We start from the raw sequence: 24,873 nt of genomic DNA on the forward strand, positions 1-24,873 counted from the left end.
TCCTACGACCAAAGGGCAAAAATCTAAGTGAGTAGACTTTTTGCGATCTGCCGAGCACACCCAAAAATAGACACCTCTGCGACCTGCGGTTTTGCTAAGGCAGATACGCTTTGTGCTCGGCCTGCGCCAAAAAGTCTACTCACTTAGTCTGAGTCGAAGCCAAACGGACCAAATCGAAACCAAATCGAGCCAGTCCACCGCAAAAAACGTTTGAACCCGTGCTTTTTGCGGTGAATCAACGCTACAGAGCGGCCAAAATGTCGGTCAGATTGTCGATAACGGCATCGGCTCGCGATTGATCCAGGTTGACGCCCTTGTGCGGACGCAGCGCCAGGACACGGGCGCCGGAACGCTTGCCGGCCTCGATGCCTAAAGGCGAATCCTCGATAACCAGGCACTCGGCAGGCTCCACCCCCAGCGCCTCCATGGCGCGCAGGTAGATCTCGGGGTCGGGCTTAAACGCGCTGCACTCGTGACCGCTGATGGTGTAGTCCAGCACGTCGGCGATACCGGCGATCTCAACCAACTCGTCGATCAGCTCGCGATAGGACGAGCTCGCGATGGCGCACTTCACGCCGCGCTCGTGCAGCTCGCGCATCACCGGCTCCGTCTGCTCGTTGAGCAGCTCGGCATACGGAACGGGGTGGACCGGGCTGTAGACCTGCTTGTACTCCACACGCAGGCGCTCGCGCAGCTCGACATCGTCGGGCACCAGCGCCTCCCAAATGGCAGGCTCGTTAGACCCCGAAAGATCGGGAATCTCGTCAAAGTGGAAGCCCTTCTCCTCCATAAACGCCACGCGGCGACGGTTGTAGAACCACTCGGTATCGACCAGCACGCCGTCCATATCAAACAGCACTGCCTTGATCATACGCATCTCCTCCCACCTGCCAAAAAGGGACAGGTTTATTTTGGTAGGTTTTATCTGGGGTTTTGCGGCGCAACGAACACGCCCTCCCAAAACAGAAAAGGGGACGGGGTGTAAACCCCATCCCCTCTCAATCAACCCGTAAGGTCTACTTACTTGTGATTAGTAGGAAAGCTTCCACATGTAGCGACGCATGGTCAGCGGGTGCTGACGGGCCTCGGCGATCTGGTTGCCGTACTCGCGCATAACGGCGAGGTGCAGCAGCGGGTTGAAGTAGGTGACGACGCTCGCGGGCACGGCGTCAGCCAGGCCGTAGTCCTTGGAGTCGATCAGAGCGACCTTGGCGCCCATGCGCTTAAGGAAGGTGAGGGCGCGGGCGTCCATCGGACGGGTGGCACCATCGGACATGAAGAAGACGTAGGGCTTACCCTCGGTGGAAACCTCGAACGGGCCGTGGAAGTACTCGCCGGTGTTGTAGGCGGCGGCGTCGATCCACTGCATCTCGGTGAACAGGAAGGCGGCGTGAGAATAAGCCATCTTCTCGGAGGCACCAGAGGCCATGAAGTAGATCATCTTGTCGTCCTTGAAGTCCTGGGCGAACTGCTTGGCGAGGCCCTTGGCGGACTGAGCGGCGTTCTCGCAGAGCTCGAAGACGTTGGTGAGGCCGGTGATCATGTCCTCGTAGTGGTCATAGCCTTCGGTCTGCTGAAGGATCTCGAGAGCAAGAGCAATGGCGTAGCCGGGCTTCTCGCACTTGGCAGCGTAGTTGGCGTGGAAGCCGTGAACGATGACGTGGTCGGCGTCGACGGTCAGAGCGGAGCCGGCCTTGTTGGTGAGGGAGACGACCGGGCAGTTGTGCTTCTTGGCGGTCTTGTTGGCCTCGACGGTCTCGGGCGTGGAGCCACCCAGGGAGCAGGTGATCACGAAGGTGTGCTCGTTGACCCAGGAAGGCGTGTCGTAGTTGAACTCGTTAGCGGTGAAGATCTGAACGTTCAGCTTGTCCGTGTTGTTGGCCAGGAAGTACTTGGCAGGGTAAAGGTCGGACATGGAAGCACCGCAGCCGACGAAGGCGACGCTGTGGATCTCGTGGTTGGACAGGACGTCAGCGACGATCTGCTTAGGGAGGTTAAGGTCGATCTCGTACATCTGACACATTCCTTTCGATTTTTTGCGGCGCCACATTGCCGGGCGCTCGCAGGGTTACCGTGGTTTGGACCGAGTCGCCGGCCCGTTGAGGATGTGTCAAAGGAACTGTCCCTTTGACACATCTAGGGATGGAAGCCTGCCTGGGGTATGGGATGCCAGGCAGGCCCCCGGGGGAAAGCGGTTAGGCGCTTGGTCGCGACTAGGCCAGGATGCCGGCCGCGGAGAGGGCGATGCCGCCCACGATGGCGATCACGAGAAGCCAACCGGTGTTGACGTTCTTCTTGATGAGCCAGTACATAAGGCCGGTGAGGCCGAGGGAGATCATCTGGGGCATCATGCCGTCCAGGATGTCCTGGATCACGACGGTGCCGTCAGCGAACTGCAGCGGGGTGGTGGCGCCGATCAGCGTGGCGATCATGCCGCCCACGGACATAAGACCCACGATACCGCAGACATACATGAGCTTCTCCATGAGGTCGCCGCCCTGGAGCTTGCTCAGGTACTCGTGGCCACCCTGGTAGCCGATCTTGGCTGCGAACCAAGTGATCAGCACGGAGGGCACGATGGAGATGAGCATGGCCAGGATCGGGCCCATGATGGAGCCCTGCTGAGCCAGCTGAACACCCAGGCCAAAGGCGATAACGCGGATGGTGCCCTGGAAGAAGGAGTCACCGATGCCGGAAAGCGGACCCATAAGGGAGGTCTTGACCGCGTTGATCGAATCGGGGTCGAAGTTCTCGGGATCCTTGGCGTACTCTTCCTCCATGGAGGCGGCGAGGCCTAGGATGAAAGCGCTCGTCTGCGGGGTGCAGTTGTAGAACGCCATGTGACGGTGGTAAGCCTCTTTCTTAGCAGCGAGCTGCTTGGGGTCGGACTCGTCCGGATAGAGGCGATCGAGCGTGGGAACCATGCCGTAGAGGAAGCCCATGTTCATCTGACGCTCGTAGTTCCAAGAGGCCTGGATGGCCCAGGAGCGCCAGAAGAACTGGCTGACCTTCTTGTTCAGGGACACGTCCTTGGTTGCGGTTACCATAGTGTGTTCCTCCTTAGTCTTCGTCGTCTTCGAGCGGATCGTAGTCGGAATCGACACCGGCGGCTGCATGGGAACCGTTGAACTTGAAGCCCATGAAGACGACAGCCAGGCACACACCGATCAGAGCGACCGCGATGACGGACAGGTTGAGGTAAGCGGCGAGCAGGAAACCGATGAACAGGAACGGAGTCATACCCTTCTTGATCATCATGGTGAGCAGCAGGGCCAAGCCGTAGGCGGTCATGATCTTGGTCGAAACGTTAAGACCAGTGGACAGCCACTCGGGAACCATGTTGACGATGGCCTGAACCAGGTCGGTGCCAACAAAGACGGCCAGGAAGATCGGCAGGAAGTACATGATGGCGTACAGACCGGAGCCGGCGCAGATGTGCATACGGTAGGCGGTCTTGAAGTTACCGTTATCGATCGCGCTATCGGCCACATGGGTGAGGGCGGCGATGATGGAACGGAACACGATGCCGAGGAGCTGACCCAGGACGGCGACCGGGATGGCGATCGTCATGGCGGTCTCAGCAGAAGCATCGGTCAGGCACGCGAAGGCAGCTGCCACGATGCCGCCCAGGACCATATCGGGCGGAACGGCGGCGCCGACCTGCACCAGGCCCATGGACACGAGCTCGACGGCGGCACCGACGGCAAGGCCGGTGGGCACATCGCCCAGCAGCAGACCGACGAGCGTAGCGCCAACGAGGGGCTGCTCGAAGTTAAGACGACCGAGCAGGCGGGAGTCCCACATGCAGAACACGCCGACGAGGCCGACGAGCACCGCACTGATGAACGTATTCATACCCTTCTCCTTTCAGTCAGGCAAAAGCCTGGTTGATTACAGCTTGGCGTCGATGTCGACGCTCTGATACGTAGGGGTCTGCTGGACGTAGAGCTTGATGCCCATGTCGAGCAGCTGGTTGACGTCGGCCTTCTGGGTGGCGTCGAGGAAGACGGAGCTGTCCTTGCCGCCGATCTGATCGGCACCGTCGTGGTTGGCGGTGGCGCCCAGGTTGATGGCGTCGAGCTTGTAGCCCTGACAGAACTGCAGCATCTCGGCCGTGTTGCCAAAGACGAACATGACGCGCTCGCCGAGGGTGTTGAGCTTGTCCATCTTGGCGAGGGCACGCTCGACGGTGAAGACGTTCAGGCGCACGCCCTGGGGCTTGGCAAGCTTGAGAGCGCCCTTCTTGATGTCATCGTTGGCGGCAGCGTTGTCGACGACGATGATGCGCTCGGCCTGGACCTTGGTGGTCCAGGTAAAGACGACCTGGCCGTGCAGCAGACGGTAGTCAAGACGTGCGAGGACGATCTTGGCGGGACCGGAGCTGTGACGGGACGCCTTGGCCTTCTTGGCGGGAGCCGCGGCGACCTCGACCGGTGCGTTGGGGTTGGTCAGACCGGTGCGGGCCTCGTTGATAAGGGCCGCGAGCTCGGCACCCTTGACGGGGGCGGGGCTCATAGCGAGCGTCAGTGCCAGCGGAATGTTGAAACCGCTGACAACCGTGAACTTCGTGCCGTTCTTGGAAAGCTCGACCATGCTGTTGTTGACCGAGCTGCCGAGCATATCGGTCAGCACATAGACGGTGTCGTCCGCGTTGAACGTGGCAATCAGAGCGTCCACCTTATTGGTGATGGGCTCCTTGTCGTCACGAGCAAGCGACACGACGTGGACGTTCGACACGTCGCCGAGAACCATCTCGAGCGTGTCTTTGGCGCCTGCGGCCAGGCCGCCATGAGATGCGAGAATGATCTGATTCATCTTGCCTCCTCCTTTTCGTTATGGTCATTATAACGTCTTATACGTTGCGGATATTGCTAATTAGTATAAAGACCGTTCGCGGGTGAAAATCGACCGTTGACGGGTTTAACGTACTTGAAACGTTGGGGCTGGGCAGGCCGGCACTGGCGGGATAACCCCAAGTCGGACCCTGCGCGCAATCCCCTATCGCACGAAGTACCAGGGGCTTTCCTGCACGGTGGGCTCCAGCGCGATGCCGGTACGTTCCTTAAACAGATCCATGTCCTGCGTTTTCTCCGTCCACCACGCGTTGGGCTTAAAGGTCATGCTCTCAGCGACATGACCGACAAATACACTGTTGCGCAGCTTGGAGAAGTCGGTGTTCATAATCAGGATGGACATGAGCACCAGCACAATACCCAGGACCTTGATCGCGCCGGCGGACTCGGCATAGACACCAATGCCCACCAGTACGGTGACGACCGTCTCAAAAGACATTACGACGGGAACTTTCGATGTCTCGAGCCCCATGGACAGACCCTGCATATATAAGATGTAAGCCACGGCTGTGGGGATGAGTCCAAAGCCAAGGAACAGCAGCAGCAGCTGTGGCGACATTGCCGCGGCGACATCCGGCCACGGAGCCGCGATAGCCGCCATAACCGCACCGCCAAAAACAAGGCCCCAAAACGTGACAGCCAGCGGGTGGACCGTCTTGGTTGCTATCCGGCTAAACACCGCGAGCGACGCCCCACAAAAGCCTGCAATCACGCCCGACGTGACGCCCCAAACCGAAAAATGGAAACCGGAAAGGTCGCCATTAGTTACTGCAAGTACACAGCCCCCTATGTTAAAAGCGATGGCAACGAGCTTGTTGGGGGTCACGTCCTCGCGATAAAGCACGCGGCCGAGCACGACGCCAAACACCGGCGAGGTATAGAGCAGCACCGAGGCCGTGGACATGCCCACCTCGCCCATACACTCGTAATAGCAAGTGTTGGCGGCGGCCAAACCGACGATACCGACAAGCGCGCAGGAAACAAGCTCTTTAGGGCTTGCCTTGAACAGGGCCAGCGGACCCTGAGCCACGGTAGACCCCTCACCCGAATGGCAGCCCATAAACATCAGGACCGGCGCCAAGATAAGCGCTCCGACCAACAAGCGAAAGGCAGCCATACTCTGGGACGTAACGCCCATGGCCGAGATGCCGTTTACAAAGATTCCGATGCTGCCCCACATAAGCGCGGCGATCAGCACCAGCACATAGCCCAGATTGCTTTTCTTCAACGCAGCCTCCTCGGTATTGTTTCCAATATGTTTCACACTACGTTATAGTCGTTATATACATTTTTCAAGGCACAAATCGGCAAACGGGAAATCTCTAGACAAAGGGAGTGTCCCGCCAGCCACGGTATCGTCGATGTTTTGGCAATGTCAGCGAAAACCCGCCAGAGCGAGCAAGGTGCCTTGAAGTGAGGCGGCATTGACCTTCTGGTCATGCCGCCGAAGCTGAAAGGCAGATCGCCGCTCTGGCGGGTTTGCAGCGTCGGCCGGTTACGGCGTTTGGTAAAACGCCGTAACTAATAATCAAGCTTCCACATGTAGCGGCGCGTCATGTAGTCCTTGTGGGTAACAGCAGAGAGAGCGCGCATGTACACGTTGTTGAGAATCGGGGCAAAGATCAGGTGGTTGAAGTACTCGCTCACGCTGTCCTTGATGTCGTTGAGGCCGAGCTCCTTGGCGTCGAGCTGATAGACGCGCTCGCCACCGTACTGGTTGACGAAGCGGATGCCGCGCTCGTCATTGCAGCGGCTGCGGCCGACGCTGATGAGCTGGAACAGCGAGGTGCGCTTGTCCAGAATCTCGAAGGGGCCGTGGAAGAAGTCGCAGGTGTTGATGGTGCAGGAGTCGATCTGCAGCATCTCCTGCACGTTGCAGATGCTAAAGACGTAGGCGGCACCAAAGAGCGGGCCCTGGGCCATGACGTTGATGCAGGGCTTGTCGGCGTTCTGCTCGGCCCACTTAGCAGCGAGCGGACGGGTGTACTCGACGGCCTTGCGATAGATGGGGTCGACCAAGTCGAACGCGGCCATAGCGGTCTCGTACTCGGCATAGCCCTCGGTCTGCTGCGTGAGCTCCATGGCGATCATGGTCACGACGGCGGAGTTGGTGCGGCCCATGCAAGACTCGTCAACGGCCAAGCTGTCGTACTGGATCTTGTAGTCGCAGACCTCGGTGAGGCCGGACTCGTCAACATAGATGGCGATGGTGCTGGCGCCGTGGTCCTTGGCGACCTGGGCGGCGACGATGGTCTCCTTGGTGCCGCGCATGGACACGACGACGGTCAGGGTGTTCTCGTTGACGTAGGCAGGGGTTGCGTGCACGAACTCGTTGCTGGTGTAGCTGGAGCTCACGACCTGCGTGGCCTCGTGCTCCATAAAGTACTGAGCAGGATAGTTGCCGCCGTTGGATCCGCCGGCGCCAATCCACACGACGCGCCTGATGCCGCCCTTGTCTGCCTTGTCAGCCAAAACCTGGGAGACGACATTCTTAACCTGTTCCTGAGTAGTCATCGTGCATCAGCCTTTCTTCTCGTTTGATGCTCTCGATGGCATACAAGTTATATACATGTTTTGGCTATGTCGACTAGTTGTATGCTATATTTGTCTTAGAAATTTTGCTGATAAAGTTTTCGGCAATCCATTATCAGCGGTTTTGTTGTCATGTTGGATACATGCTTGGTTCAGTAATCATACAGGTTAGATACAGGTTGTTCGCATGAGCACTTCGTCAAAAAAGAACTTGGCCCAATACGAGCGTCTGGCGGGTACGCTGCGTGACCGCATCGCCGCCGGCATCTACGCGCGCGGAGACAAGCTGCCGTCCGAGATGGAGCTCATGGACGAATCGGGGCTGTCGCGCAGTACCGTGCGCCACGCGCTTAAGGTGTTAGTTGACGAGGGCTTGATTCGAACCGAGCGCGGGCGCGGCGCCTTTGTGGCCGACACGCCGGCGCTCCACGAGAACAACTTGGTGTTTTCGAGCTATACGGCGCAGATCCAGGGACAGGGTATGAAGCCCACCACGCGCACGGTGGACTCGGGCTTTGCCAAAGCAATGGGCAGCGTGGCCAAGTTCTTTGACGCTAGCGTGGGCAGCAAGCTTGTCAAACTTGTCCGCCTGCGTTACCTGGACGATGCGCCGCTGTGCCTGGAGACCACCTATTTGCCGCCAAGCTTTGGGTCGCTCATCGATCGCGATATCAACGGTTCGCTCTACGCCACGCTGCGCCAGGAATTCCATCGCGCGCCGGCACAGGGGCACAAGACCTTTGAGGTGTGCTACGCCTCGCAAAACGAGGCATTTTTGCTCAACGTTGAGCGCGGGCAGGCGCTGATCCTGATCACCGACTACGTCTACGACACCGACGGTCGCCCGCTCCATGTCTCCAAGCGCATCCAACGTACCGACCGTGCCAAATACACCGAGCCCATCGGCTAGCGCACCAAACGAGGCAAAATGTACCTAATAAACGTTTTACCTGCGGTTTTTATTAAATCTCAAGCCGGCATGGCGCAAATGCCAACATCGCCTGGCAACACGCGCCGCCCAAGCTCAACTGTTCCTGCCCAGAATATCCAGCACCGTAAACCTAAGTGAGTAGACTTTTCGCGACCTGCCAAGCACACCCAAAACAGCCACCTCCGTGACCTGCGGTTTTACTAAAGCAGATACGCTTTGTGCTCGCCTTGCGCCAAAAAGTCTACTCACTTAGCTCGCAAGGTGTCTCGACGGGACGATTCGAGTCAAAAAAGCGTACGAACGCGGCGCTTCTTGCGGCAATTTGATACCGCAAGACAGCCAAAAACCTGTCCCTAAATGGCAGGTTTGGGGAGGTCGGGGAACCAGGTTGGTTTGGGTTGGTTGGGAACGCGCTCGGCTAGGACCAGCTCCATCCAGCACATGTCGTACCAGCGGCCGAACTTTTGGGCGCAGCGGTCGAAGGCACCCACCAGGCGATACCCCATATGGGCATGGAAGTCCTGGCTGTTGTGCGTCAGGTACTCGTCGTCTTTGTCGTGCGGTACGGCGATGAGCGCACACATGTTGGTGATACCCATCGCGACCAGGCATTGCTTGAGCGCATCGTGCAGTTTGCGGCCCAGCCCACCATGGCGCACATCGCGCGCCAGGTAGATCGACGTCTCGACCGACCAGTCGTATGCCTCGCGGCTGTTGAGCGGGCTCACGTAGGCATAACCCACCGGACGCCCGTCCAACTCCATCACCAAATACGGATAGCGCTTGAGTGTACGCGCAATGCGCCCGGCAAATTCCTCGACGCTCGGCACCTCGTATTCGCAGGTAATCGCCGTCTTGAGCACATACGGCTCATAAATGGCAAGCAATGCCGGCGCATCATCGGGCGTCGCCAGGCGAATCGTCGGCTCGGACATCTTGGCCATACAGCCCCTCTCAAAAGCAAAGGCCGCCTTGCGCCAAACCCAGGCGCAAGGCGGCCCCTCGTCATTACATCAACCTACAGGACAGCCGCCAGCGCGTCGATGTCCTCCTGTGTCGTGGCCCAGCTGGTGCAAAAGCGCACCACGGTGTGGGTCTCGTCGTACTTTTCCCAGTACTCGATCGAAGCATGCTCGCGAATGCGGGCCATGTCCTCGTTGGGCAAAATCACAAACTGCTGGTTGGTGGGCGTCTCCAAGAAGAACTGGTAGCCGCGCTCATGCAGCACGCGACGAAGCGCCTGCGCCGTCTCAATCGCCTGGCGGCCAATCTCAAAATACAGGCCGTCGGTAAAGAGCGCCTCAAACTGAACGCCCGTCAGACGGCCCTTGGCCAGCAGCGCTCCGTGCTGCTTAATGCGCGGAATGGGGTGTGCCGGAGCGTGCATGCCGCAAAACACCACGGCCTCGCCGCAAAGCGCGCCGCACTTGGTGCCGCCAATGTAGAACACGTCGCACAGCTGCGCCAGCTCGGGCAGGGTAATGTCGCACTCATCGGCCGCCAGCGCATAGGCCAGACGGGCGCCATCCACAAACAGCGGAATCTGGCGCTTCTGGCACACCGCATGAATCGCCGCAAGCTCGGCGGCGGAGTACAGCGTGCCGTACTCGGTCGATAGGCTCACGTACACGGCACCTGGGAACACCGTGTGCTCGTAGCTCTCGTTTTCGTAAAACACCTGGATATAGCTGTCGAGATCCTCGGCATGCATCTTGCCCTCGTAGCCGGGAATGGTAAGCACCTTGTGGCCGCCAAACTCGATGGCACCCGCCTCGTGGCAGGCAACGTGGCCGGTCTCGGCTGCAACGACGCCCTCGTAGGGCGCAAGCAGCATGTCAATCACCGTCGCGTTGGCCTGTGTGCCGCCCACCAGGAAAAATACGTCGGCATCGGGAGCCTGACAGGCCTCACGGATGAGCCGCTTGGCACGCTCGGTGTGTGCATCGGTGCCGTAGCCGGGCTGCGGCTCCATATTAGTGTCGACGAGCGCCTGCAGCACTGCCGGATGTGCGCCGTGGGAATAGTCGTTGTTAAACGCGAGCATGGTAATCCTCTCTAGCCGGGCACGAGCCCGATGATTCAGGTGCCGCTATTGTACGCCGCTCGGATAGGCAATGCGCGCGGCAAGGCACTCAAGCGCCAGCACCAGGGCAAAGCCGCAGCTCACGTCACTCAAAAAGTGCGCACCGATCACGATACGACCAAAGGCGACGAACGCCGCAACCACAGCGGCGACCCAAAAGACCGCGCGGCGGCGCGACGGCTTTTCCTTAAAGGCCGCCGCGGGAAGCCCGGCGAGCATAAGGCCGATCGCCGCGTGTGCCGTGTGTCCGCTCGCAAACGACTTAAAGCCGTCCTTGATCACGCCGGCGGCGATATAGGTCCACTTGTCGGGGTTGCCGATCACCCACCACGGCTGAAAATCGAGCCCCTGCGTCACCTCGATCACGCGCATGCGCGGGCGCGACCACAGTGGCTTGACGATCACGTTGAGGATAATGGCCTGAGCGACCCACACGGCAAGCACCATCAACGCCCAGCGCGTGAGATCGTCGGGCGCGGTGTCGCGCGTAAGGCGATAGGCGATGAGGTTGGCTGCGATGATCAGCACAAACGTCAGTACCAGCTGAACCGCGATGAGTTTGCCGCCAACCCTCAGAGACGAAACGACCTCGTAGCCGGCCAGGCCAATGTTGACAAGGACGCCGAGCACGGCGAGCCATTTGCTCCCTCTGGAATCGGGACGCACCGCGCGCACGAGCATAACGCCCGCAACGCTCGCCGTCAGCTCAAACGGCAGCTCGCCGGCGGCCTCGATAAAGCGACCGTACATGCTGCCGATGTTGAACAGCGCGCTCGAGATCTGATAATCGAAGAAGCTGCCCACGCCCAGACAAAGGCACAGGACAACCGCGATGATGGCGGCATCTTTCTTATAGATGTATCCGAACATGCTTTCCTTTCGATGGAGCTGGAATCAACCTGCAACGTGGCGGGACAAAGACGACTTCATCCCGCCACGCCCCCTACTTGTTAGTCGTCGTCGCTAGCACCCAACTGCTGCAGCAGCATGAGTGCCGCCGCCACCGGGCCGGTGCCGTCGTTGGCGTCGAGGCCGCGACCCAGGCCGCTGCCCGCACCGGCGCCCGCCTTGTAAGGCACCGACAGTTTGCGGCTCTTGGGGAAGTTCACCGCGCCATAGCGGGTCTTTAGTTCAAAGGCCACCTTCTTGGGCACGTCGACGCCCAAAAACGTGATGCGGCCGCCGCTGAGCGTGACGCTCTCGAGCCCCAAGCGCTCGCCGCGGATACGAATACGCGCGCGGTTGAACAGGTTGAGCCCCGCCAGCGGCAGCTCACCGTGCGCGGCCTCGGTCTCTTCCTGCACCTCGTCGATGCTCTCCAGGTCCTCAGCCGCCGCGAGCTTGCGGTACACGAGCACGCGCTGGTCCACCGCCGGCAGGTACTCCTCGGACAAGAAGTAATCGGCAGGCAGGTTAATGCCCACGCTCGCCGCCTCCACGCCGGCGTCGTCATCGCCGCGCGCCTCGGCTACCGCCTGGCCCAACATCTGCGTAAACAGGTCAAAGCCCACGCTCGACAAGTTGCCGTGCTGCTCGGCGCCCATAAGCGAGCCGGCGCCGCGAATCTCCAGGTCGCGCATGGCGATGCGCATGCCGCTGCCCAAGTCCTGGAACTCGGAAAGTGCGGTCAGGCGCGCCGTGGCCTCCTCGGTGAGCGGCAGCTCGCCCGGGAACATAAAGTACGCGTAGGCCTGCGTGGCAGAGCGGCCCACACGGCCCTTGAGCTGGTAGAGCTGTGCCAGACCCAGGCGCTGCGAGTCCTCGATGATCAGCGTGTTGGCGGTCGCGTTGTCGATGCCGCTCTCCACGATGGTCGTAGCGATGAGCACGTCGATCTTTTTGGTCGCGAACTCGATCATCACATCCTCGACCTCGCGCGGGCTCATCTTGCCGTGCGCCACGCCCACGCGCGCCTCGGGCGCGGCCTCGTGCACGCGCGCCACGGCGTCGTCGATGGTCTTGACGCGGTTGGACACATAGTACACCTGACCGCCGCGGCCCACCTCCAGGCGAATCGCCGCACTCACCACGTCGGGGTCGTACTCCCCCACGTGCACGATCACGGGGCGACGCCCGGTCGGCGGCGTCGTGATCAGGCTCATGTCGCGCACGCCGCTCGTGGCCATCTGCATGGTTCGCGGAATAGGCGTTGCCGAAAGCGTGAGCACGTCAATCTGCTCACGCAGGTTCTTGAGCTGCTCCTTGTGCTGCACGCCAAAGCGCTGCTCCTCGTCGATGATCACCAGGCCCAGGTTCTTGGGGTTCACATCGGCCGAAAGCAGGCGGTGGGTGCCGATGAGCACATCGATCGTGCCCTCGGCAAACGCCTTGAGCGCGCGTTTCTGCTGCGCCGGGGTGCGGAAGCGGCTGAGCACTTCGACCTCGAGGCCAAACGGGGCAAAACGCTCAAAGAAGGTCTCGTAGTGCTGCTGGGCCAGAATGGTCGTGGGGCAGAGCACCATGACTTGGCGGCCGGAGTCCACGCACTTAAACGCCGCGCGCAGGGCGACCTCGGTCTTGCCAAAGCCCACGTCGCCGCACAGCAGGCGGTCCATGGGCTTGGGCGCCTCCATGTCGGCCTTAATGTCGGCGATGGCCTCCAGCTGGTCGCGCGTCTCGTCGTAAGGAAAGCTCTCCTCCATCTCGATCTGCTCGGGCGTGTCGGGCGGGCAGGCGATACCGGTAATCGACGAGCGGCGCGTATACAGATCGACCAGGTCAAACGCCAGCTTTTTGGCGTTTTTGCGCGCCTTGTTGGTGGCGCGCGTCCAGTCGGCGGTGTTGAGCCTGGTCAGGCGCGGCTTGTCGCCGTCGGGACCGACGTATCTCGTGATACGGTCGACCTGCTCGAGCGGCACGTAGAGCTTGTCGCCGTCGGCATATTCCAGCAAAAAGTAGTCGCGCTCCTTGCCACCCACTTCCTGGCGCGCGATCTCGCTAAAGAGCGCGATGCCGTGGGTGGCGTGCACCACGTAGTCTCCCGGCTTAAACGGGAAGGTGATCTGCGTAATGTCCACCTTGCGGCGGCTGCGCGCGCGGTTGGCGTCCATGCGGGCGTTGAGGTCGGCGATCGAAAACACGGCCAGGTTGGCATCAGGCACCACCACGCCCTGCGGCAGGGCGGCATCGACAAAGGTCACGCGTCCGCGCGAGATGGTGGGCACGGCGGCACCGGCGGCGGCCTGGGCCGCGCCCGCCTCGAGCGAGCGGGCGTTGAGCGCGTCGGCCTTACGCTCGCGAATGGAAGCATGGGCCTCCTGGCGTGCGGTACGGTCGGCGGAATCCGCTGCTGCCACGCGCACGCGGTCACCGATAGCGCCGGCATTTTCGGGCGCGGCCGTCAGCGACTCCTCAAAGGTAATACCCTCATCGCCAAAGGTGAGCTCCATCGACTCGCGTGCACCGCGGTCGGGGATGGCAAACACGCAGGCATAGCGCTTGCCCACGACCTCCTGGATGCGCGTCATAAAGCGATTGTCCGAGCCCGCGATGGCCGGCTGCTCAATCTTGAGCTCTGCCGTCACCGCACCACCGGCACGAATCAAGCTCACGTAGTTCAAGCGCTGCTGGGCACCAAAGTCGAGCTGCTGGGCGCGCACGTACAGACCGTCCAAGCGGTCAATCCCCGCCTCGCCGGCGCGTGCCTCGATATCCTCGTAGGCGCGCAGGCAGTCGTCGAACAGCGAGCGCGGCTCGGACAGCACCACGAGCGCCTGGCCGCTCACATGCGACAGCGGGCTCACGGTCTGGCCGTACATCACCGGCAAAAAGCGGTCGAGCTCGGGCGTGACGATGCGTGCATCCACCATCTCGAGCAGCGCCGCCAGCTTACTGTCGTCCTGGCTGGCGCGGTAGAGCGCCACGTGCATGTTGTGAACGGCCTCGTCGGTGAGCGCCAGCTCGCGGCAGGGGAAGATTTCGATGCTGTCCTCGTTGCCGATGGTCTGCCCCGTGGAACTCACCATGCGGCGGATGCGATCAATCTCGTCGCCAAAGAACTCAATGCGCACGGGTGCCTTCTCCTGCGCGGGGAACACCTCGACGGTATCACCGTGCACGCGGAACAGGCCGGGCGCGTCGGCGGCACCGGCATTGGTATAGCCCATGCCCACCAGGCGCTGCGGCACCTCGTCAAAAGGGATCTCCTCGCCCACCGCAAAGGTCGTGGACTCCCAGTAGCGGCTCTCGACTGGCGGCACGCAACGCAGCAACGCGCGGGCCGAGGCAACCATAATGCAGTTGTCACCGCGCACGATGCGTCCCAGGGCCTCGCAGCGCTGCGCCACCACGGCATCGTCGGGCGCCTGCTCGCGCCACGGGTAGTCCTTGCGCTCGGGAAAGCGGCACACGTGCGCCAGGCCCACATAGGCGGCCAGGCTGCGCGCGGCGCGATCGGCAGCGTCCTCGCCGCTCACGATATAGACCGTGGGACGCGGACGGCGCGCAAACTGGGCTGCCGCCATGAGCGTACGGCCCGACTGCGACACGGCCAGCGTCACGTCCTCGCCGGCATCGAGTCCGGCCTCGACGGTCTGCAAGGCCTCGGCAGTGTAGAGCTGCGCGGCTATACGGTGAATGAGCATGCTGTTCCTCCGGCATCGCAACGCCAAAAGCCCGCCGAGGCAAGCTCGGCGGGTCGTTCGTCAAATTCGTTGCCTGTCATGGTAACGCATGGAGAGGACTCCAGCTCAAGCGTACGCCCAGCCCCGCAACAAAAACGCCAGACGAAGATGCATTCCGCCCTACCCCGCTACGCGCACGCTGGGGCACAAATCTGCCAGCGGACACTCGTCGCACTTGGGTTTGCGGGCATCGCAGATTTCGCGACCGAAGGTGATCCACTGATGGTTGACCGACTCCCAATACTCGTGCGGCAAAATCTTGAGCAGATCCTGCTCGGTCTTGAGCGGCTCCTTGGCATGCGTCTTGGGACTCAGCATCAGGCGGTGCGCAATGCGGTTGACGTGCGTATCCACTGCGATGCCTTCCACGATGCCGTACCCCACGTTGAGTACGATGTTCGCCGTCTTGCGCCCCACGCCCGGCAGCTTTACAAGCTCCTTCATGTCGGCCGGTACCTCGCCGCCGTAGTCAGCAACGATCATCTGGGCGGCCTCCACGGCATGCTTGGCCTTACTCTTATAAAAGCCGAGTGACTTAATGGTGTCCGCCACGTCAGCCACGCTCGCCCCGGCCATGGCCTCGGGCGTGGGCCACTGGGCAAACAGCCGCGGCGTCACCTTGTTGACCTGCGCGTCGGTCGTTTGCGCCGAGAGTAGCACCGCGATCAGCAGGCGGAAGGGATTCTCGTGGTCCAAAAAGCACTCGACCGGGCCATAGCGACGGTTGAGGCGCTCACACACCTCGATGGCGCGCTCGCGCTTGGCGGCATTGGTCTCGCGTGGCATAACGACTCCTCGGCTCAACGGCACAATAAACTTATGGGCACAATTGTCCCACGTCCTAGACGCTTACGCCTCCAAGAATGCGCCGGTCTGACGGCTCCACAGACTCGCGTACTCGCCACCCGCCTCGACGAGCTGCACATGCGTGCCGTCCTCGACGATCTCGCCATCCGCCAGCACCACGATGCGGTCGAGCGCCGCCACGGTGGACAGGCGATGCGCCACCACAATGGAGGTGCGGCCGCGCATCAGGTTCTCGAGAGCTTCCTGCACCAACGCCTCGGACTCGCTATCGAGGGCAGACGTCGCCTCGTCGAGTACCAGAATCGGCGCGTCGGTGAGGATGGCACGGGCAATGGCCACGCGCTGGCGCTGGCCGCCCGAAAGCTTAACGCCGCGCTCGCCCACCATGGTGTCAAAGCCATGGGGCAGGCGGTCGATAAACTCCAGGGCATTGGCCAGGCGCGCCGCCTCACGAATTTGCTCGTCGGTGGCGTCGGGGCGGCCGTAGGCGATATTCTCGCGAATGGAGCGGTGGAACAGCAGCGCCTCCTGTGGCACGTAGGCCACCTGACGGCGCAGGCTCTGCTGCGTACAGCGCGAGACGTCCTGGCCGTCCACGAGCACGCGGCCGCCCTGCACATCGTCCAAGCGCAGCAACAGCTTGGTAAGCGTCGTCTTGCCCGAGCCCGATTTGCCCACCAGGCCCACGCGCTGGCCCGCCGCCACATGGAGCGTCAGGTCGTCGAACACGCTCTCGTCCGCCGCGGCATCACGGTATGCAAAGCTCAGGTGCTCAAAATCAATCGCGCCCTCGCGCACCTTGAGCTCGGAGGCGTTCTCGTCGTCTGCCACCAGACGCGGCTCGTCCAGCACGCGCGTCATCTCGGCCGCATCGCCCAGCGCGCGGTTGATGCGCTGCATCATGGAGCTCACGTAGTTCAGGCGCATGGTGAGGTTGTACGTATAGGTAAAGATCATGACGAGCGTGCCGGCCGAGATGCCAAACCACGCGTTGCCGCCCGCGACGAACACGCTCACCACAGCCATGGTGATGACGATAAGGCCCGAGGTCGTAAAGTTGCGTTGCATCATGGCGTGCATCGAGACCGTCTCGGCGTCGCGCGCGGCGCGGTCGGCGGTATCGAACAGATCACGTTCAAAGTCCTCGCGCCCGCAAGTCTTGACGGCCAAGATGTTCGTGACCGCGTCGGAGAGCACGCCCGAGAGCTTGTTCTGCGCGGCGGACGTCGCGGCCGAAAGCGGCATGATGCGCTTGTACATAAGCCAGACAAACGCGATGTAGACGACCATGATGCACACCAGGATCACGGTAAACGTCGGCACCACCGGGGCGAGTGCGGCCACGGTGCAGATGACCGAGGTGATGGTGGGAATGAGCGAATACACCGTCACGTCGACCAGACCCGTGTAGCCGCTCATAAAACGGCTTGTCTGGCTCACAAGCGATCCGCCAAAGCGGCTGGTATGGAATGTCATGGATTGGTTGGAGAGCGTGTCGAAGCACAGGCGCGCCAGGTGATAGTTGCCCGCAATCTCGAGCTTGTAGACGGTGTAGTCCTGCAGCTTGGAGAGGATCTGACCCACCAGGTTAACGAGTACGAGCGCCAGAATGTAAGGGCCAAAGACCTCAAACACCTGGTCGCCCGCCACGGGGCCGGCCTGGACGCGGTCGACGATGAGGGCCATCACGTAGGTGTTGGCAAACGTGAGCAAAAAGATGTAGCCCGCCGACGAGAGCACCGAGAGAAAGACAATCAGCGGCTGCGTGCGCGTGACACCCCAAAACCGCTGCAGCGTGCGGCGCACGGTGGAGCGGCTGAGCGGACTGGCGCTTCTCTGAGACATGGGCTTCCTTTCGCATCTGATAGGGCGAAACGCCATTGTTGCACATTGAAGCGCACTTCAGGCAAGCACGATGCGAAAAGCGATGGGGCACCCGCGTTTACGCCGGCGACCCACCGTCCGTTGCGACTAGTCCTCGTCTTTTTGGTCTGCGAGCAGGCCTGCGGACTCCAAGCCCAAAATCGCGTCGGCTTCCTCAGCATCCTCCAGCGCGTCGATGTCCTTGAGCTTACGCTCCATGACGTTGGTGCGCGTGGTAATGATGCCCTCGACCGTTTTGCCCGCGGTCTCGATCTGCTGCTGGGCGCGGCGCAGCGCCGCCTGATAGCGCGGCAGCTCGGCCTTGACCGCGGAGAGCACGCGCAGTACGTCGTCGGTACGTTTTTGCAGCCTAAACGTCTGGTAGCTCATCTGCAGGCTGTTGAGAATGGCGGCCATGGTGCTGGGACCGGCCACGTTGACGTGATAGTCGCGGCCCAGGATCTCGATAAGCCCGGGGCGGCTGACGATCTCGGCGTACAGCCCCTCAAACGGCACGAACATGATGCCAAAGTTGGTCGTTGCCGGCACACTCAGGTACTTTTCGCAGATGTCCTTGGCCTCGCGTTTCACCATCATATCGAGCGTCTTGCGCGCTGCGGCGACGGCCTCAGCGTCACCAGACTCCTGGGCGTCGAGCAGATGCTCGTACGCGTCGCCCGGAAACTTGGAGTCAATCGGCAACAGCACGGGGTCGCCCTCGTCCACCGGCAGCCTGACAGCAAACTCAACGCGTTCCGAGGCGCCGGGCTTGGTGGCGACGTTTTCCAGATACTGATCGGGCGTGAGGATGTCCGCCAGGATTGCACCCAGCTGCACCTCGCCCAAAATGCCACGCGCCTTGACATTGCCCAGCACGCGCTTAAGGTCGCCCACGCCGGTGGCGATAGACTGCATGTCGCCCAGGCCCTTGTACACGGCCTCGAGCTGGTCGCTCACCTGCTTAAACGATGCCGACAGTCGGTCGTTGAGCGTGCGAGAGAGCTTCTCGTCCACCGTCGCACGCATTTGGTCGAGCTGCACGTTGTTGTCTTTGCGGATGGCGCCCAGCTGAGCATCGACCGTCTCGCGCACCTTGTCCAGGCGGTGCTCGATGCCTTCGCGGTTGGCGCCAAGCTGTTGGGCCGTCTCGCGGCGCAGGTCATCCATGCGGTCGCCGGCCTGCGAGAACTCGCGCGCAATGGTCAGGTAGCGCTGCTGCTCTACGGCGGCATCGGTCGTCTGCTGCTGCGCGATGGCATTTGCCGTGCGGCGGGTTTCGGCCAACGCGACGTTCAGGGTGTCGAGCGTGCTGTTGGCCTGCTCGAGCGCTGCCAGCGTTTCCGCGCTACTGTCGCCACGCTCCCGCAGCTCGGCACGCAGGCTCTTGAGCTGGAGGGCGCAAGCCACAGCAACCCCCACCGCCACCAAGGCGATCACAACAAGCACAATATCAATAGCAGACATAAACTCCGCCCAACAAACCCAATCGAGCACCAATCAAAACCGCGATCAATCTTACCCCGCCACACGCACCGGGCGGCCGGCCCCTTCTTGGGTGCCCCTCTCCTCCGCATATTCCATAATGCGGCGCGCCGTCTCCCTGCTCACCTTTGAGTCATCGCCCGCCAAGTATGCGTATACGTTTCCTTTGTTCAGGTGCAGAGCACGGCAGAGGCCATAGCGCGTTACGCCCGATTCCTCCAATGCTTCCAGTATTCTTTTTCGCATCAGGGCGTTGATCCTTCTGTTCGCCACCGGCTTTTCCTTCACCGCTCTATACACACGCCAAACGTTGGCATAACGATTAGGAAGCTCACTTTTGGCGCATAAAGATATTATGTTACCCGCTTGACCGTACAAGGACAAAACGTCTCGGTAATCCTCTTCCATCCACGAGCCCTCGGATAAACCCAGAACGTATTCGGCTTTTCCTTGCGCCAAAGCGAGCAAAAACAGAGGCTCCGCCACGCGCGGCGCAACCGTCATCGCCTGCTCAACCAGTTTTCTAAAACTCAGTGACTGCTGTCCGGACAGCTCTCGGCAATAGCCTTTTAAGAATCCCTCAAAGGTCAGATTCAACCGAGCACCTCCTTTTTGTATTGCCTGTATGCGCAGACCATCTCTTGATAACTCCGCTCCGAAGGCGACGACGCCAGCGCCTCGCCCTCGTCGAATATAAGCCGTTCGAGCAGCCCCCAATCAAGTCGGTCGACGAATGCCTGACTATGAAGATCGACGATGTCGTTCGGACGGTAGGCATAGAGCTTCATCACCGCCAGGTCCTCCAAGGATGGCGTAAAGTACCTGATAAAACGCGCCCCAATATCCAAGGGAATCAAACGATCTTCGTAATTGAATGGCATCTGATCACAATATGCCACCGCCATACCATTCACCTCGGGGTATCGAGCTATGATCTCGCGGAGGCACCTGTCTGCCTCAAACACATCAATGTCATGTGTAACCGACCGATTCGTCACATCGTTTAGCATGAAGGCGCTTCCTCCCACCAATACAACGCTCGGCCTATCGTCTCTTGGACCTATTTCCAGCTCTGCCTCTTCGTCAATGCCCAAAAGAGTCTGCTCTAAATCATGCTTATACATAGCAAATCCTATTATTATTCATCTTCGATAATACTATCAATCGCACGACAGGACCCACGGGATGCAAGAGTTTTACTCGTGGCGATAATCCCTACACCCTAGAAGTCCTAATGTGACAAACGCTAGCTCTCCCAGCCGGCGCGGATGGTTGTTATGACGTCACCTAGGCGCTGGCCCAGGGCCGCTAGATGCTGGAGCACCTCGTTGGGCGATGCGCCGTTGAGGATGCACGTGAGGGCATACGACGCCAGAAAGATGGCCGCAAGCCCCAGCGGGATCAGCACGATCATCGCCAGCGTACGCAGGCGCTGGGCCCAGCAACGGTGACGCGCACGGCGCTTATCGAACGCGAGCTCCTGCGCATATGAATCCTGCTGTACGGAATAGGCCTCTGGCGCCGATTCACACCCGGGCACAGCTGCAGGTACAGCAGCGGGCACGACATTTTGCACGGGCGCCTGGTTGGCAACCCCTTGCATTTGCATCTCCATGAGTCGTTGCTGCTGACGCAGCATGCGCTCAGCTTGTTGCTGCGGAGTCTCAAGAAACAGATCCATGCTGGCCTCCAAAATCGGAGCATTCGACGCTTACGACCAGCATCCCGCACCGCCATGACCGCGACAACGCAATCGCCGGCAATAGCCACAAAGTTTCTTTTGCTCAAAAGCTGTCGAAAAGCTCAACAACTCCCCTACCAGCACTTTCTCTGAGCTTTTTTCGCCAGCAATCTTTTGGCCTTCCGCTCTTACGCCAACTGACCAAAATCTAACCAAAAGCTTGACGAAAATTGTGAAGACAGGGACCCCACACACAAAAACGTGCCGCCCCAAAAGGGGCGGCACACAAACTTATTATCAGCTTTTCTGTAACGAGCATGCGACGACTCAACGCCGGAGCGCAGGGCGGGGAAACCTTTGCCTCGCGCGACCCTGCGAAGCCGTGAGCGAGAGGGAAAGGTTTCCCCGCCCTGCGCTCCGTGGTCGGTTAGGACAGACTACATGCCCGCGAGACCGCGGGCGGCGGTGGCACACATAAACGCCAGGACCAGGATCACGAGTGAGCCCGCGATGTCGACCAGCACGCCCATTGCACGGCGCTCAAACAGCCAGCTCTCGAAGTGCGGAGCGACGTTGCGCCAAACACGCCACAACAAGATGCCCATACCGATGACGCCCGGGATATTGAGCAGTAGGATCTCGGAGCACAAGAGGCCGATCAAGTTGCCGGCGGCAAAGCCCGCATCGCCCTCGCAGTATTTGCGATAAATCATGTACAGCATGTACGCTACAAACGGCTGCAAGCACGCAGAGATAAACGTGACCACCATCGAGGGGTCCTGAGAAAAGACATCGGTGAGCTTATCCACGCTCGTGGCATCCTTAGAGGCCAGGAACAAGCCAATGACCACCACGGGCACCACGCCCAAGATGACCTCGACCAGAGTAAACAACTTGGCAGTCAAATCCTCACTAGCCGAATTCAAATGAGGCGCCCACTCAGGATGAGCATGCGCACCGGCTTTCTTCTTATCGGCACGCTCTGCCTTGCCGCCCTCAACAACCCGACGCTCAGGATCCTTACGAGTCCCAGCAGCAGCCACCCGAGCCCGAGATTTCTTACCCATAACCAACACCTCACAAGAGGAAACGAATAGCCAACGCTACCCAGTGTACCCCCTAAGCAACGTCACCGCCCCAACTGGCCCCATACAAAAACGTGCCGCCCAAAAAAGGGGCGGCACGCAAACTTAATTATCAGCTTTTCCACAACGAGCACGCGGCGACCCAACGCCGGAGCGCGGGGCGGGGAAATACCTTTGCCTCGCGCGACCCTGCGGAGCCGTGAGCGAGAGGCAAAGGTATTTCCCCGCCCCGCGCTCCGCAGCAGCCAGCGTCACGCGCTAGTAGTTCACCACCTGCTCCTCAAAGTACGCCTTGGGGTGGTTGCACACCGGGCACACCTCAGGCGCCTCGGCACCAACGTGCAGGTGCCCGCAGTTCAGGCACTTCCACACCTTTACGCCCTCACGCTCAAACACCTCGCCCGACTCGATGCGCTCGACGAGCTTGTTGTAGCGCTCCTCGTGGGCCTTCTCGACGGCGGCGACACCACGGAACTTTGCGGCAATCTCGGCAAAGCCCTCTTCCTCGGCGGTCTTGGCAAACTCGTCGTACATCGTGGTCCACTCGTAGTTCTCACCCGCGGCGGCATCGCGCAGATTGTCCAGGGTATCGGGGACGGCGCCATCGTGCAGATACTTAAACCACAGTTTGGCGTGCTCGGACTCGTTGCCAGCCGTCTCGGCAAAGATGTTCGAGATCTGAACGTAGCCGTCCTTCTTTGCCTTGGAGGCATAGTAGCGATACTTGGTGTGTGCCTGGGACTCACCGGCAAAAGCGGTCTCGAGGTTCTTCTTGGTTTGGGAATTCTCAAAATCCATAGGTGTACTTCCCTTCAACGCATGCCGCCCGTAGGCTTCGAGCGGCCTCGTCTTTAGGATGCCCTCATGTCGGAAATCTAAACCTTACAATCCTGTTCTTCAGATTTCCACGGGCTAAATGCTCAGCCAGCGATCGCCCTCGGCTCGGCAAAAGCCCTCACGCTCCAGGTCGGCCAGAATGCCCGCGACAAGCTCGCGCTCGACCGGCCCGCGCCCAGCCGCCGCTTCCATATCGTTAACGCCCACCACGGCATCAGCAAGCGTAATCCCCGCCGGTTGGCCATCGCGCGCTGCCAGCAACATGCGCACGATATGCGCGCGCTTTTGGCGACGTGAGCCCTCAAACTTTGATTGACGGCTATAGCCCGCCGAGCGCCTGGACGGATTGGGCAACGTCTTTTTTAGATATGCGCCGTAATCCAGCAACGCGTAATACCACGCGCGCGGCGTGTCGGCATCATCGAGCGGCACGGCAAAGGGAGCGATCTCGTCGGTCGCCGCACCGGGGACCGCCGGACAGGCCGCCTGAATCAGCGGCACCAGCTCGCGGTCGGGAACAGCCGGTACATCGGGAAAGAAGTGATGCAGAAAGACCGTGCGCACGTTGGTCTCCAGATACACGCCTGGAAGGTCAAACGCAAACGACCGGATACCTTGCGCCGTTGCCGGGCCAATACCAGGCAGAGCGACCAAGTCACGCGTCTCACGCGGAAACTCACCGTCCCAGTCCTCCACAACGCGCTGAGCGGCCTTGTGGAGCGCCAGAGCGCGTCGGTTGTAGCCCATGCCCTGCCAAGCGTCCAAAACATCGGAAGGCGCGGCCTGGGCAAGCGCCTGCACGGTCGGAAAGCGATCGAGCCACGCCGGCATACGCGTCTCCACGCGTGGCACCTGTGTTTGCTGCAACATGACCTCGGAAAGCCAAATGATGTACGGATCGCGCGTGCGGCGCCACGGAAGGTCGCGATAACGCAGGACCCCTTCCGAACGAATCATCGAACGAAAGGGGTCCTGAATCATATCTATGCTCCTTATGCGGCGCTATTCCTCCCGGCATGTATACGCACAGGTGGCGTACTCGGGAAACGCTTCGCGGTCGGCGAACTTGGGATCGACGGCCGGGAACTGGCGGTGAGCGACGATGTCGCCGAGCGAAACGGAATCGAGGTAGTCGCGCATCAATGCTTGAGCTCCGGCCCACAGGGGATGATAGCAGCACGTGCCCATGCGCGCACAGTCACCATCGGGCGCGGTGCAATCATTCATAACCATAGGGCCTTGAACGGCCTCGACGACCTGGCGGATGGTGACATCGTCGGGGCTGACCTTAAGACGCATGCCGCCATGGACGCCACGCAGGCTCTCCACAATACCGGCCTGAACCAAACCATGCTGGATCGAACGGGCAAACGAATACGGGACGTTGACCTCTTCGGCGGCGGTGCGAACAGAAAGCAGACGCTCCGGGTCCTCGGCAAGCATCGCGAGCATGCGAAGGGCGTAATCAGTCTTCCTCGATATGTCCATTTTTCCCCTTTCAAAGAATAGGAACAGCTCGAACGAGCTCCGGGGCCGAGCTTACGTCGAGACACCAATGACCGTATGGACGCCCAAATTGCAAAATGGGTGCCCACTGAATGCCGTGTTTGAAGCCTCTTGCATCAAAAACGGCCCACAGTGCAATTCAGTATAACCTGCCCCTACTTCATTGAGCAGGCGTTGCGCAACAAATTCCTTGTTTGAACCATGTCTCAAGCGGAGCTTGTCCGGGAATTGGAAGGCTTTGGTTTTGGGCGAAAGGAGCCGATGGGATCAAGGTCCTATCAAACGCAAAAAACCACGTCCGGAGACGTGGTTTTAATTGCGTTGGCGGGAAGTACGGGGCTCGAACCCGCGACCTCCGACGTGACAGGCCGGCGCTCTAACCAAACTGAGCTAACTCCCCAGGCAGTCGTTCGCGTTTGTTTCCGCTCGCGTGCGCTGCGGGGATTAGTATACACAGAAGCCTGTCCGGTGCGCAACAACTTTTTTGAAAATATTTTTTGGGCCCTCCGGGAGGGTCTCCGGGGCCGGCTGGCGCGGGTTAAGTTTGCTGCTCTACAGTCCTGCGCAAGACGGAAAGCACATTAAGTGCTT

General features: G+C 60.5%; 22 protein-coding genes and 1 tRNA gene. 1 reads left to right on the forward strand and 22 read right to left on the reverse strand.

Annotation, left to right across the window (positions count from 1 at the left end; genetic code table 11):
- Positions 1 to 241 precede the first annotated feature (241 nt).
- The 7 genes from DW195_RS05520 to DW195_RS05550 form a co-directional block, all read right to left on the reverse strand.
- On the reverse strand, positions 242 to 871 hold the full coding sequence (locus tag DW195_RS05520; protein WP_158567903.1) for an HAD family phosphatase: 630 nt from the start codon (positions 869 to 871) through the stop codon (positions 242 to 244).
- Positions 872 to 1,030: 159 nt separating this feature from the next.
- Complete coding sequence (locus DW195_RS05525; RefSeq protein WP_233503150.1) at positions 1,031 to 2,014, reverse strand: SIS domain-containing protein; 984 nt, start codon at positions 2,012 to 2,014, stop codon at positions 1,031 to 1,033.
- A 199-nt stretch (positions 2,015 to 2,213) separates the two neighbouring features.
- Complete coding sequence (locus DW195_RS05530; protein WP_118206088.1) at positions 2,214 to 3,047, reverse strand: PTS system mannose/fructose/sorbose family transporter subunit IID; 834 nt, start codon at positions 3,045 to 3,047, stop codon at positions 2,214 to 2,216.
- A gap of 13 nt (positions 3,048 to 3,060) precedes the next feature.
- A complete protein-coding gene (locus DW195_RS05535; protein WP_117776742.1) occupies positions 3,061 to 3,855 on the reverse strand; it encodes a PTS sugar transporter subunit IIC in 795 nt (264 codons plus the stop codon).
- 36 nt (positions 3,856 to 3,891) lie between these two features.
- Positions 3,892 to 4,815 (reverse strand): PTS mannose/fructose/sorbose transporter subunit IIAB, encoded by a 924-nt coding sequence (locus DW195_RS05540; RefSeq protein ID WP_118206089.1) that lies wholly within the window; start codon positions 4,813 to 4,815, stop codon positions 3,892 to 3,894.
- 183 nt (positions 4,816 to 4,998) lie between these two features.
- The gene (locus DW195_RS05545; RefSeq protein WP_118206090.1) at positions 4,999 to 6,081 is read right to left on the reverse strand and encodes a DMT family transporter; all 1,083 of its coding nucleotides are present in this window, start codon (positions 6,079 to 6,081) and stop codon (positions 4,999 to 5,001) included.
- 293 nt (positions 6,082 to 6,374) lie between these two features.
- Positions 6,375 to 7,367: an SIS domain-containing protein gene (locus DW195_RS05550; protein WP_118206091.1), complete on the reverse strand. Its 993-nt coding sequence runs from the start codon at positions 7,365 to 7,367 to the stop codon at positions 6,375 to 6,377.
- A 205-nt stretch (positions 7,368 to 7,572) separates the two neighbouring features.
- Between DW195_RS05550 and DW195_RS05555 the strand changes: the two genes are divergently transcribed.
- Entirely contained in the window at positions 7,573 to 8,295 is a 723-nt protein-coding gene (locus DW195_RS05555; protein ID WP_118206092.1) for a GntR family transcriptional regulator, read from the forward strand.
- Positions 8,296 to 8,669: 374 nt separating this feature from the next.
- On the opposite strand, the gene DW195_RS05560 is transcribed toward DW195_RS05555, so the two are convergent.
- From DW195_RS05560 to DW195_RS05630, 15 genes are all read right to left on the reverse strand, one after another.
- Positions 8,670 to 9,260 (reverse strand): GNAT family N-acetyltransferase, encoded by a 591-nt coding sequence (locus DW195_RS05560; RefSeq protein WP_117655858.1) that lies wholly within the window; start codon positions 9,258 to 9,260, stop codon positions 8,670 to 8,672.
- Between the two features lie 74 nt (positions 9,261 to 9,334).
- A complete protein-coding gene (locus tag DW195_RS05565) occupies positions 9,335 to 10,360 on the reverse strand; it encodes a low specificity L-threonine aldolase (RefSeq protein WP_117655859.1) in 1,026 nt (341 codons plus the stop codon).
- 45 nt (positions 10,361 to 10,405) lie between these two features.
- Positions 10,406 to 11,269 carry a phosphatase PAP2 family protein gene (locus tag DW195_RS05570; protein ID WP_118206093.1) on the reverse strand — a complete coding sequence of 288 codons (864 nt, stop codon included), beginning with the start codon at positions 11,267 to 11,269 and terminating at the stop codon, positions 10,406 to 10,408.
- An 80-nt stretch (positions 11,270 to 11,349) separates the two neighbouring features.
- A complete protein-coding gene (gene mfd, locus DW195_RS05575) occupies positions 11,350 to 14,982 on the reverse strand; it encodes a transcription-repair coupling factor (protein ID WP_118206094.1) in 3,633 nt (1,210 codons plus the stop codon).
- A 159-nt stretch (positions 14,983 to 15,141) separates the two neighbouring features.
- Positions 15,142 to 15,807, reverse strand: a complete 666-nt coding sequence (gene nth / locus DW195_RS05580; RefSeq protein ID WP_035136768.1) for an endonuclease III — start codon at positions 15,805 to 15,807, stop codon at positions 15,142 to 15,144.
- A gap of 63 nt (positions 15,808 to 15,870) precedes the next feature.
- Positions 15,871 to 17,673, reverse strand: coding sequence for an ABC transporter ATP-binding protein (locus DW195_RS05585; RefSeq protein WP_118206095.1), 1,803 nt, complete (start codon positions 17,671 to 17,673; stop codon positions 15,871 to 15,873).
- Positions 17,674 to 17,799: 126 nt separating this feature from the next.
- Positions 17,800 to 19,155, reverse strand: coding sequence for a DNA recombination protein RmuC (locus DW195_RS05590; RefSeq protein ID WP_118206096.1), 1,356 nt, complete (start codon positions 19,153 to 19,155; stop codon positions 17,800 to 17,802).
- A gap of 51 nt (positions 19,156 to 19,206) precedes the next feature.
- The gene (locus DW195_RS05595; protein ID WP_118206097.1) at positions 19,207 to 19,770 is read right to left on the reverse strand and encodes a transcriptional regulator; all 564 of its coding nucleotides are present in this window, start codon (positions 19,768 to 19,770) and stop codon (positions 19,207 to 19,209) included.
- Positions 19,767 to 20,297, reverse strand: a complete 531-nt coding sequence (locus tag DW195_RS05600) for a DUF6036 family nucleotidyltransferase (RefSeq protein WP_118206098.1) — start codon at positions 20,295 to 20,297, stop codon at positions 19,767 to 19,769. Before DW195_RS05600 ends, DW195_RS05595 begins: the two co-directional genes overlap by 4 nt.
- A 122-nt stretch (positions 20,298 to 20,419) precedes the next feature.
- Positions 20,420 to 20,854 (reverse strand): hypothetical protein, encoded by a 435-nt coding sequence (locus tag DW195_RS05605; RefSeq protein ID WP_118206099.1) that lies wholly within the window; start codon positions 20,852 to 20,854, stop codon positions 20,420 to 20,422.
- 437 nt (positions 20,855 to 21,291) lie between these two features.
- Positions 21,292 to 21,921, reverse strand: coding sequence for a hypothetical protein (locus tag DW195_RS05610; protein ID WP_147344709.1), 630 nt, complete (start codon positions 21,919 to 21,921; stop codon positions 21,292 to 21,294).
- Positions 21,922 to 22,197: 276 nt separating this feature from the next.
- A complete protein-coding gene (gene rbr / locus DW195_RS05615) occupies positions 22,198 to 22,737 on the reverse strand; it encodes a rubrerythrin (RefSeq protein ID WP_055252097.1) in 540 nt (179 codons plus the stop codon).
- 114 nt (positions 22,738 to 22,851) lie between these two features.
- On the reverse strand, positions 22,852 to 23,757 hold the full coding sequence (locus DW195_RS05620) for an adenine glycosylase (RefSeq protein WP_117564952.1): 906 nt from the start codon (positions 23,755 to 23,757) through the stop codon (positions 22,852 to 22,854).
- Positions 23,758 to 23,778: 21 nt separating this feature from the next.
- The gene (locus tag DW195_RS05625) at positions 23,779 to 24,264 is read right to left on the reverse strand and encodes an Rrf2 family transcriptional regulator (protein WP_117564951.1); all 486 of its coding nucleotides are present in this window, start codon (positions 24,262 to 24,264) and stop codon (positions 23,779 to 23,781) included.
- A 340-nt stretch (positions 24,265 to 24,604) separates the two neighbouring features.
- Positions 24,605 to 24,682: transfer RNA gene (locus tag DW195_RS05630), tRNA-Asp, on the reverse strand.
- Positions 24,683 to 24,873 lie beyond the last annotated feature (191 nt).

The sequence above is a fragment of the Collinsella sp. AM17-1 genome, from assembly GCF_003470665.1.
Classification (GTDB): Bacteria; Actinomycetota; Coriobacteriia; order Coriobacteriales; family Coriobacteriaceae; genus Collinsella.

Excerpts from the sequence above, each read along its gene's own strand:
- DW195_RS05610 (WP_147344709.1), bottom strand. The coding sequence starts at position 21,921 with ATGGGTAAGAAATCTCGGGCTCGGGTGGCTGCTGCTGGGACTCGTAAG.
- DW195_RS05585 (WP_118206095.1), bottom strand. The coding sequence starts at position 17,673 with ATGTCTCAGAGAAGCGCCAGTCCGCTCAGCCGCTCCACCGTGCGCCGC.
- DW195_RS05570 (WP_118206093.1), bottom strand. The coding sequence starts at position 11,269 with ATGTTCGGATACATCTATAAGAAAGATGCCGCCATCATCGCGGTTGTC.
- mfd (WP_118206094.1), bottom strand. The coding sequence starts at position 14,982 with ATGCTCATTCACCGTATAGCCGCGCAGCTCTACACTGCCGAGGCCTTG.
- DW195_RS05625 (WP_117564951.1), bottom strand. The coding sequence starts at position 24,264 with ATGGACATATCGAGGAAGACTGATTACGCCCTTCGCATGCTCGCGATG.
- DW195_RS05620 (WP_117564952.1), bottom strand. The coding sequence starts at position 23,757 with ATGATTCAGGACCCCTTTCGTTCGATGATTCGTTCGGAAGGGGTCCTG.
- DW195_RS05550 (WP_118206091.1), bottom strand. The coding sequence starts at position 7,367 with ATGACTACTCAGGAACAGGTTAAGAATGTCGTCTCCCAGGTTTTGGCT.
- DW195_RS05605 (WP_118206099.1), bottom strand. The coding sequence starts at position 20,854 with ATGGATCTGTTTCTTGAGACTCCGCAGCAACAAGCTGAGCGCATGCTG.
- nth (WP_035136768.1), bottom strand. The coding sequence starts at position 15,807 with ATGCCACGCGAGACCAATGCCGCCAAGCGCGAGCGCGCCATCGAGGTG.
- DW195_RS05555 (WP_118206092.1), top strand. The coding sequence starts at position 7,573 with ATGAGCACTTCGTCAAAAAAGAACTTGGCCCAATACGAGCGTCTGGCG.
- DW195_RS05535 (WP_117776742.1), bottom strand. The coding sequence starts at position 3,855 with ATGAATACGTTCATCAGTGCGGTGCTCGTCGGCCTCGTCGGCGTGTTC.
- rbr (WP_055252097.1), bottom strand. The coding sequence starts at position 22,737 with ATGGATTTTGAGAATTCCCAAACCAAGAAGAACCTCGAGACCGCTTTT.
- DW195_RS05530 (WP_118206088.1), bottom strand. The coding sequence starts at position 3,047 with ATGGTAACCGCAACCAAGGACGTGTCCCTGAACAAGAAGGTCAGCCAG.
- DW195_RS05600 (WP_118206098.1), bottom strand. The coding sequence starts at position 20,297 with ATGTATAAGCATGATTTAGAGCAGACTCTTTTGGGCATTGACGAAGAG.
- DW195_RS05540 (WP_118206089.1), bottom strand. The coding sequence starts at position 4,815 with ATGAATCAGATCATTCTCGCATCTCATGGCGGCCTGGCCGCAGGCGCC.
- DW195_RS05520 (WP_158567903.1), bottom strand. The coding sequence starts at position 871 with ATGATCAAGGCAGTGCTGTTTGATATGGACGGCGTGCTGGTCGATACC.
- DW195_RS05560 (WP_117655858.1), bottom strand. The coding sequence starts at position 9,260 with ATGGCCAAGATGTCCGAGCCGACGATTCGCCTGGCGACGCCCGATGAT.
- DW195_RS05525 (WP_233503150.1), bottom strand. The coding sequence starts at position 2,014 with ATGTACGAGATCGACCTTAACCTCCCTAAGCAGATCGTCGCTGACGTC.
- DW195_RS05590 (WP_118206096.1), bottom strand. The coding sequence starts at position 19,155 with ATGTCTGCTATTGATATTGTGCTTGTTGTGATCGCCTTGGTGGCGGTG.
- DW195_RS05565 (WP_117655859.1), bottom strand. The coding sequence starts at position 10,360 with ATGCTCGCGTTTAACAACGACTATTCCCACGGCGCACATCCGGCAGTG.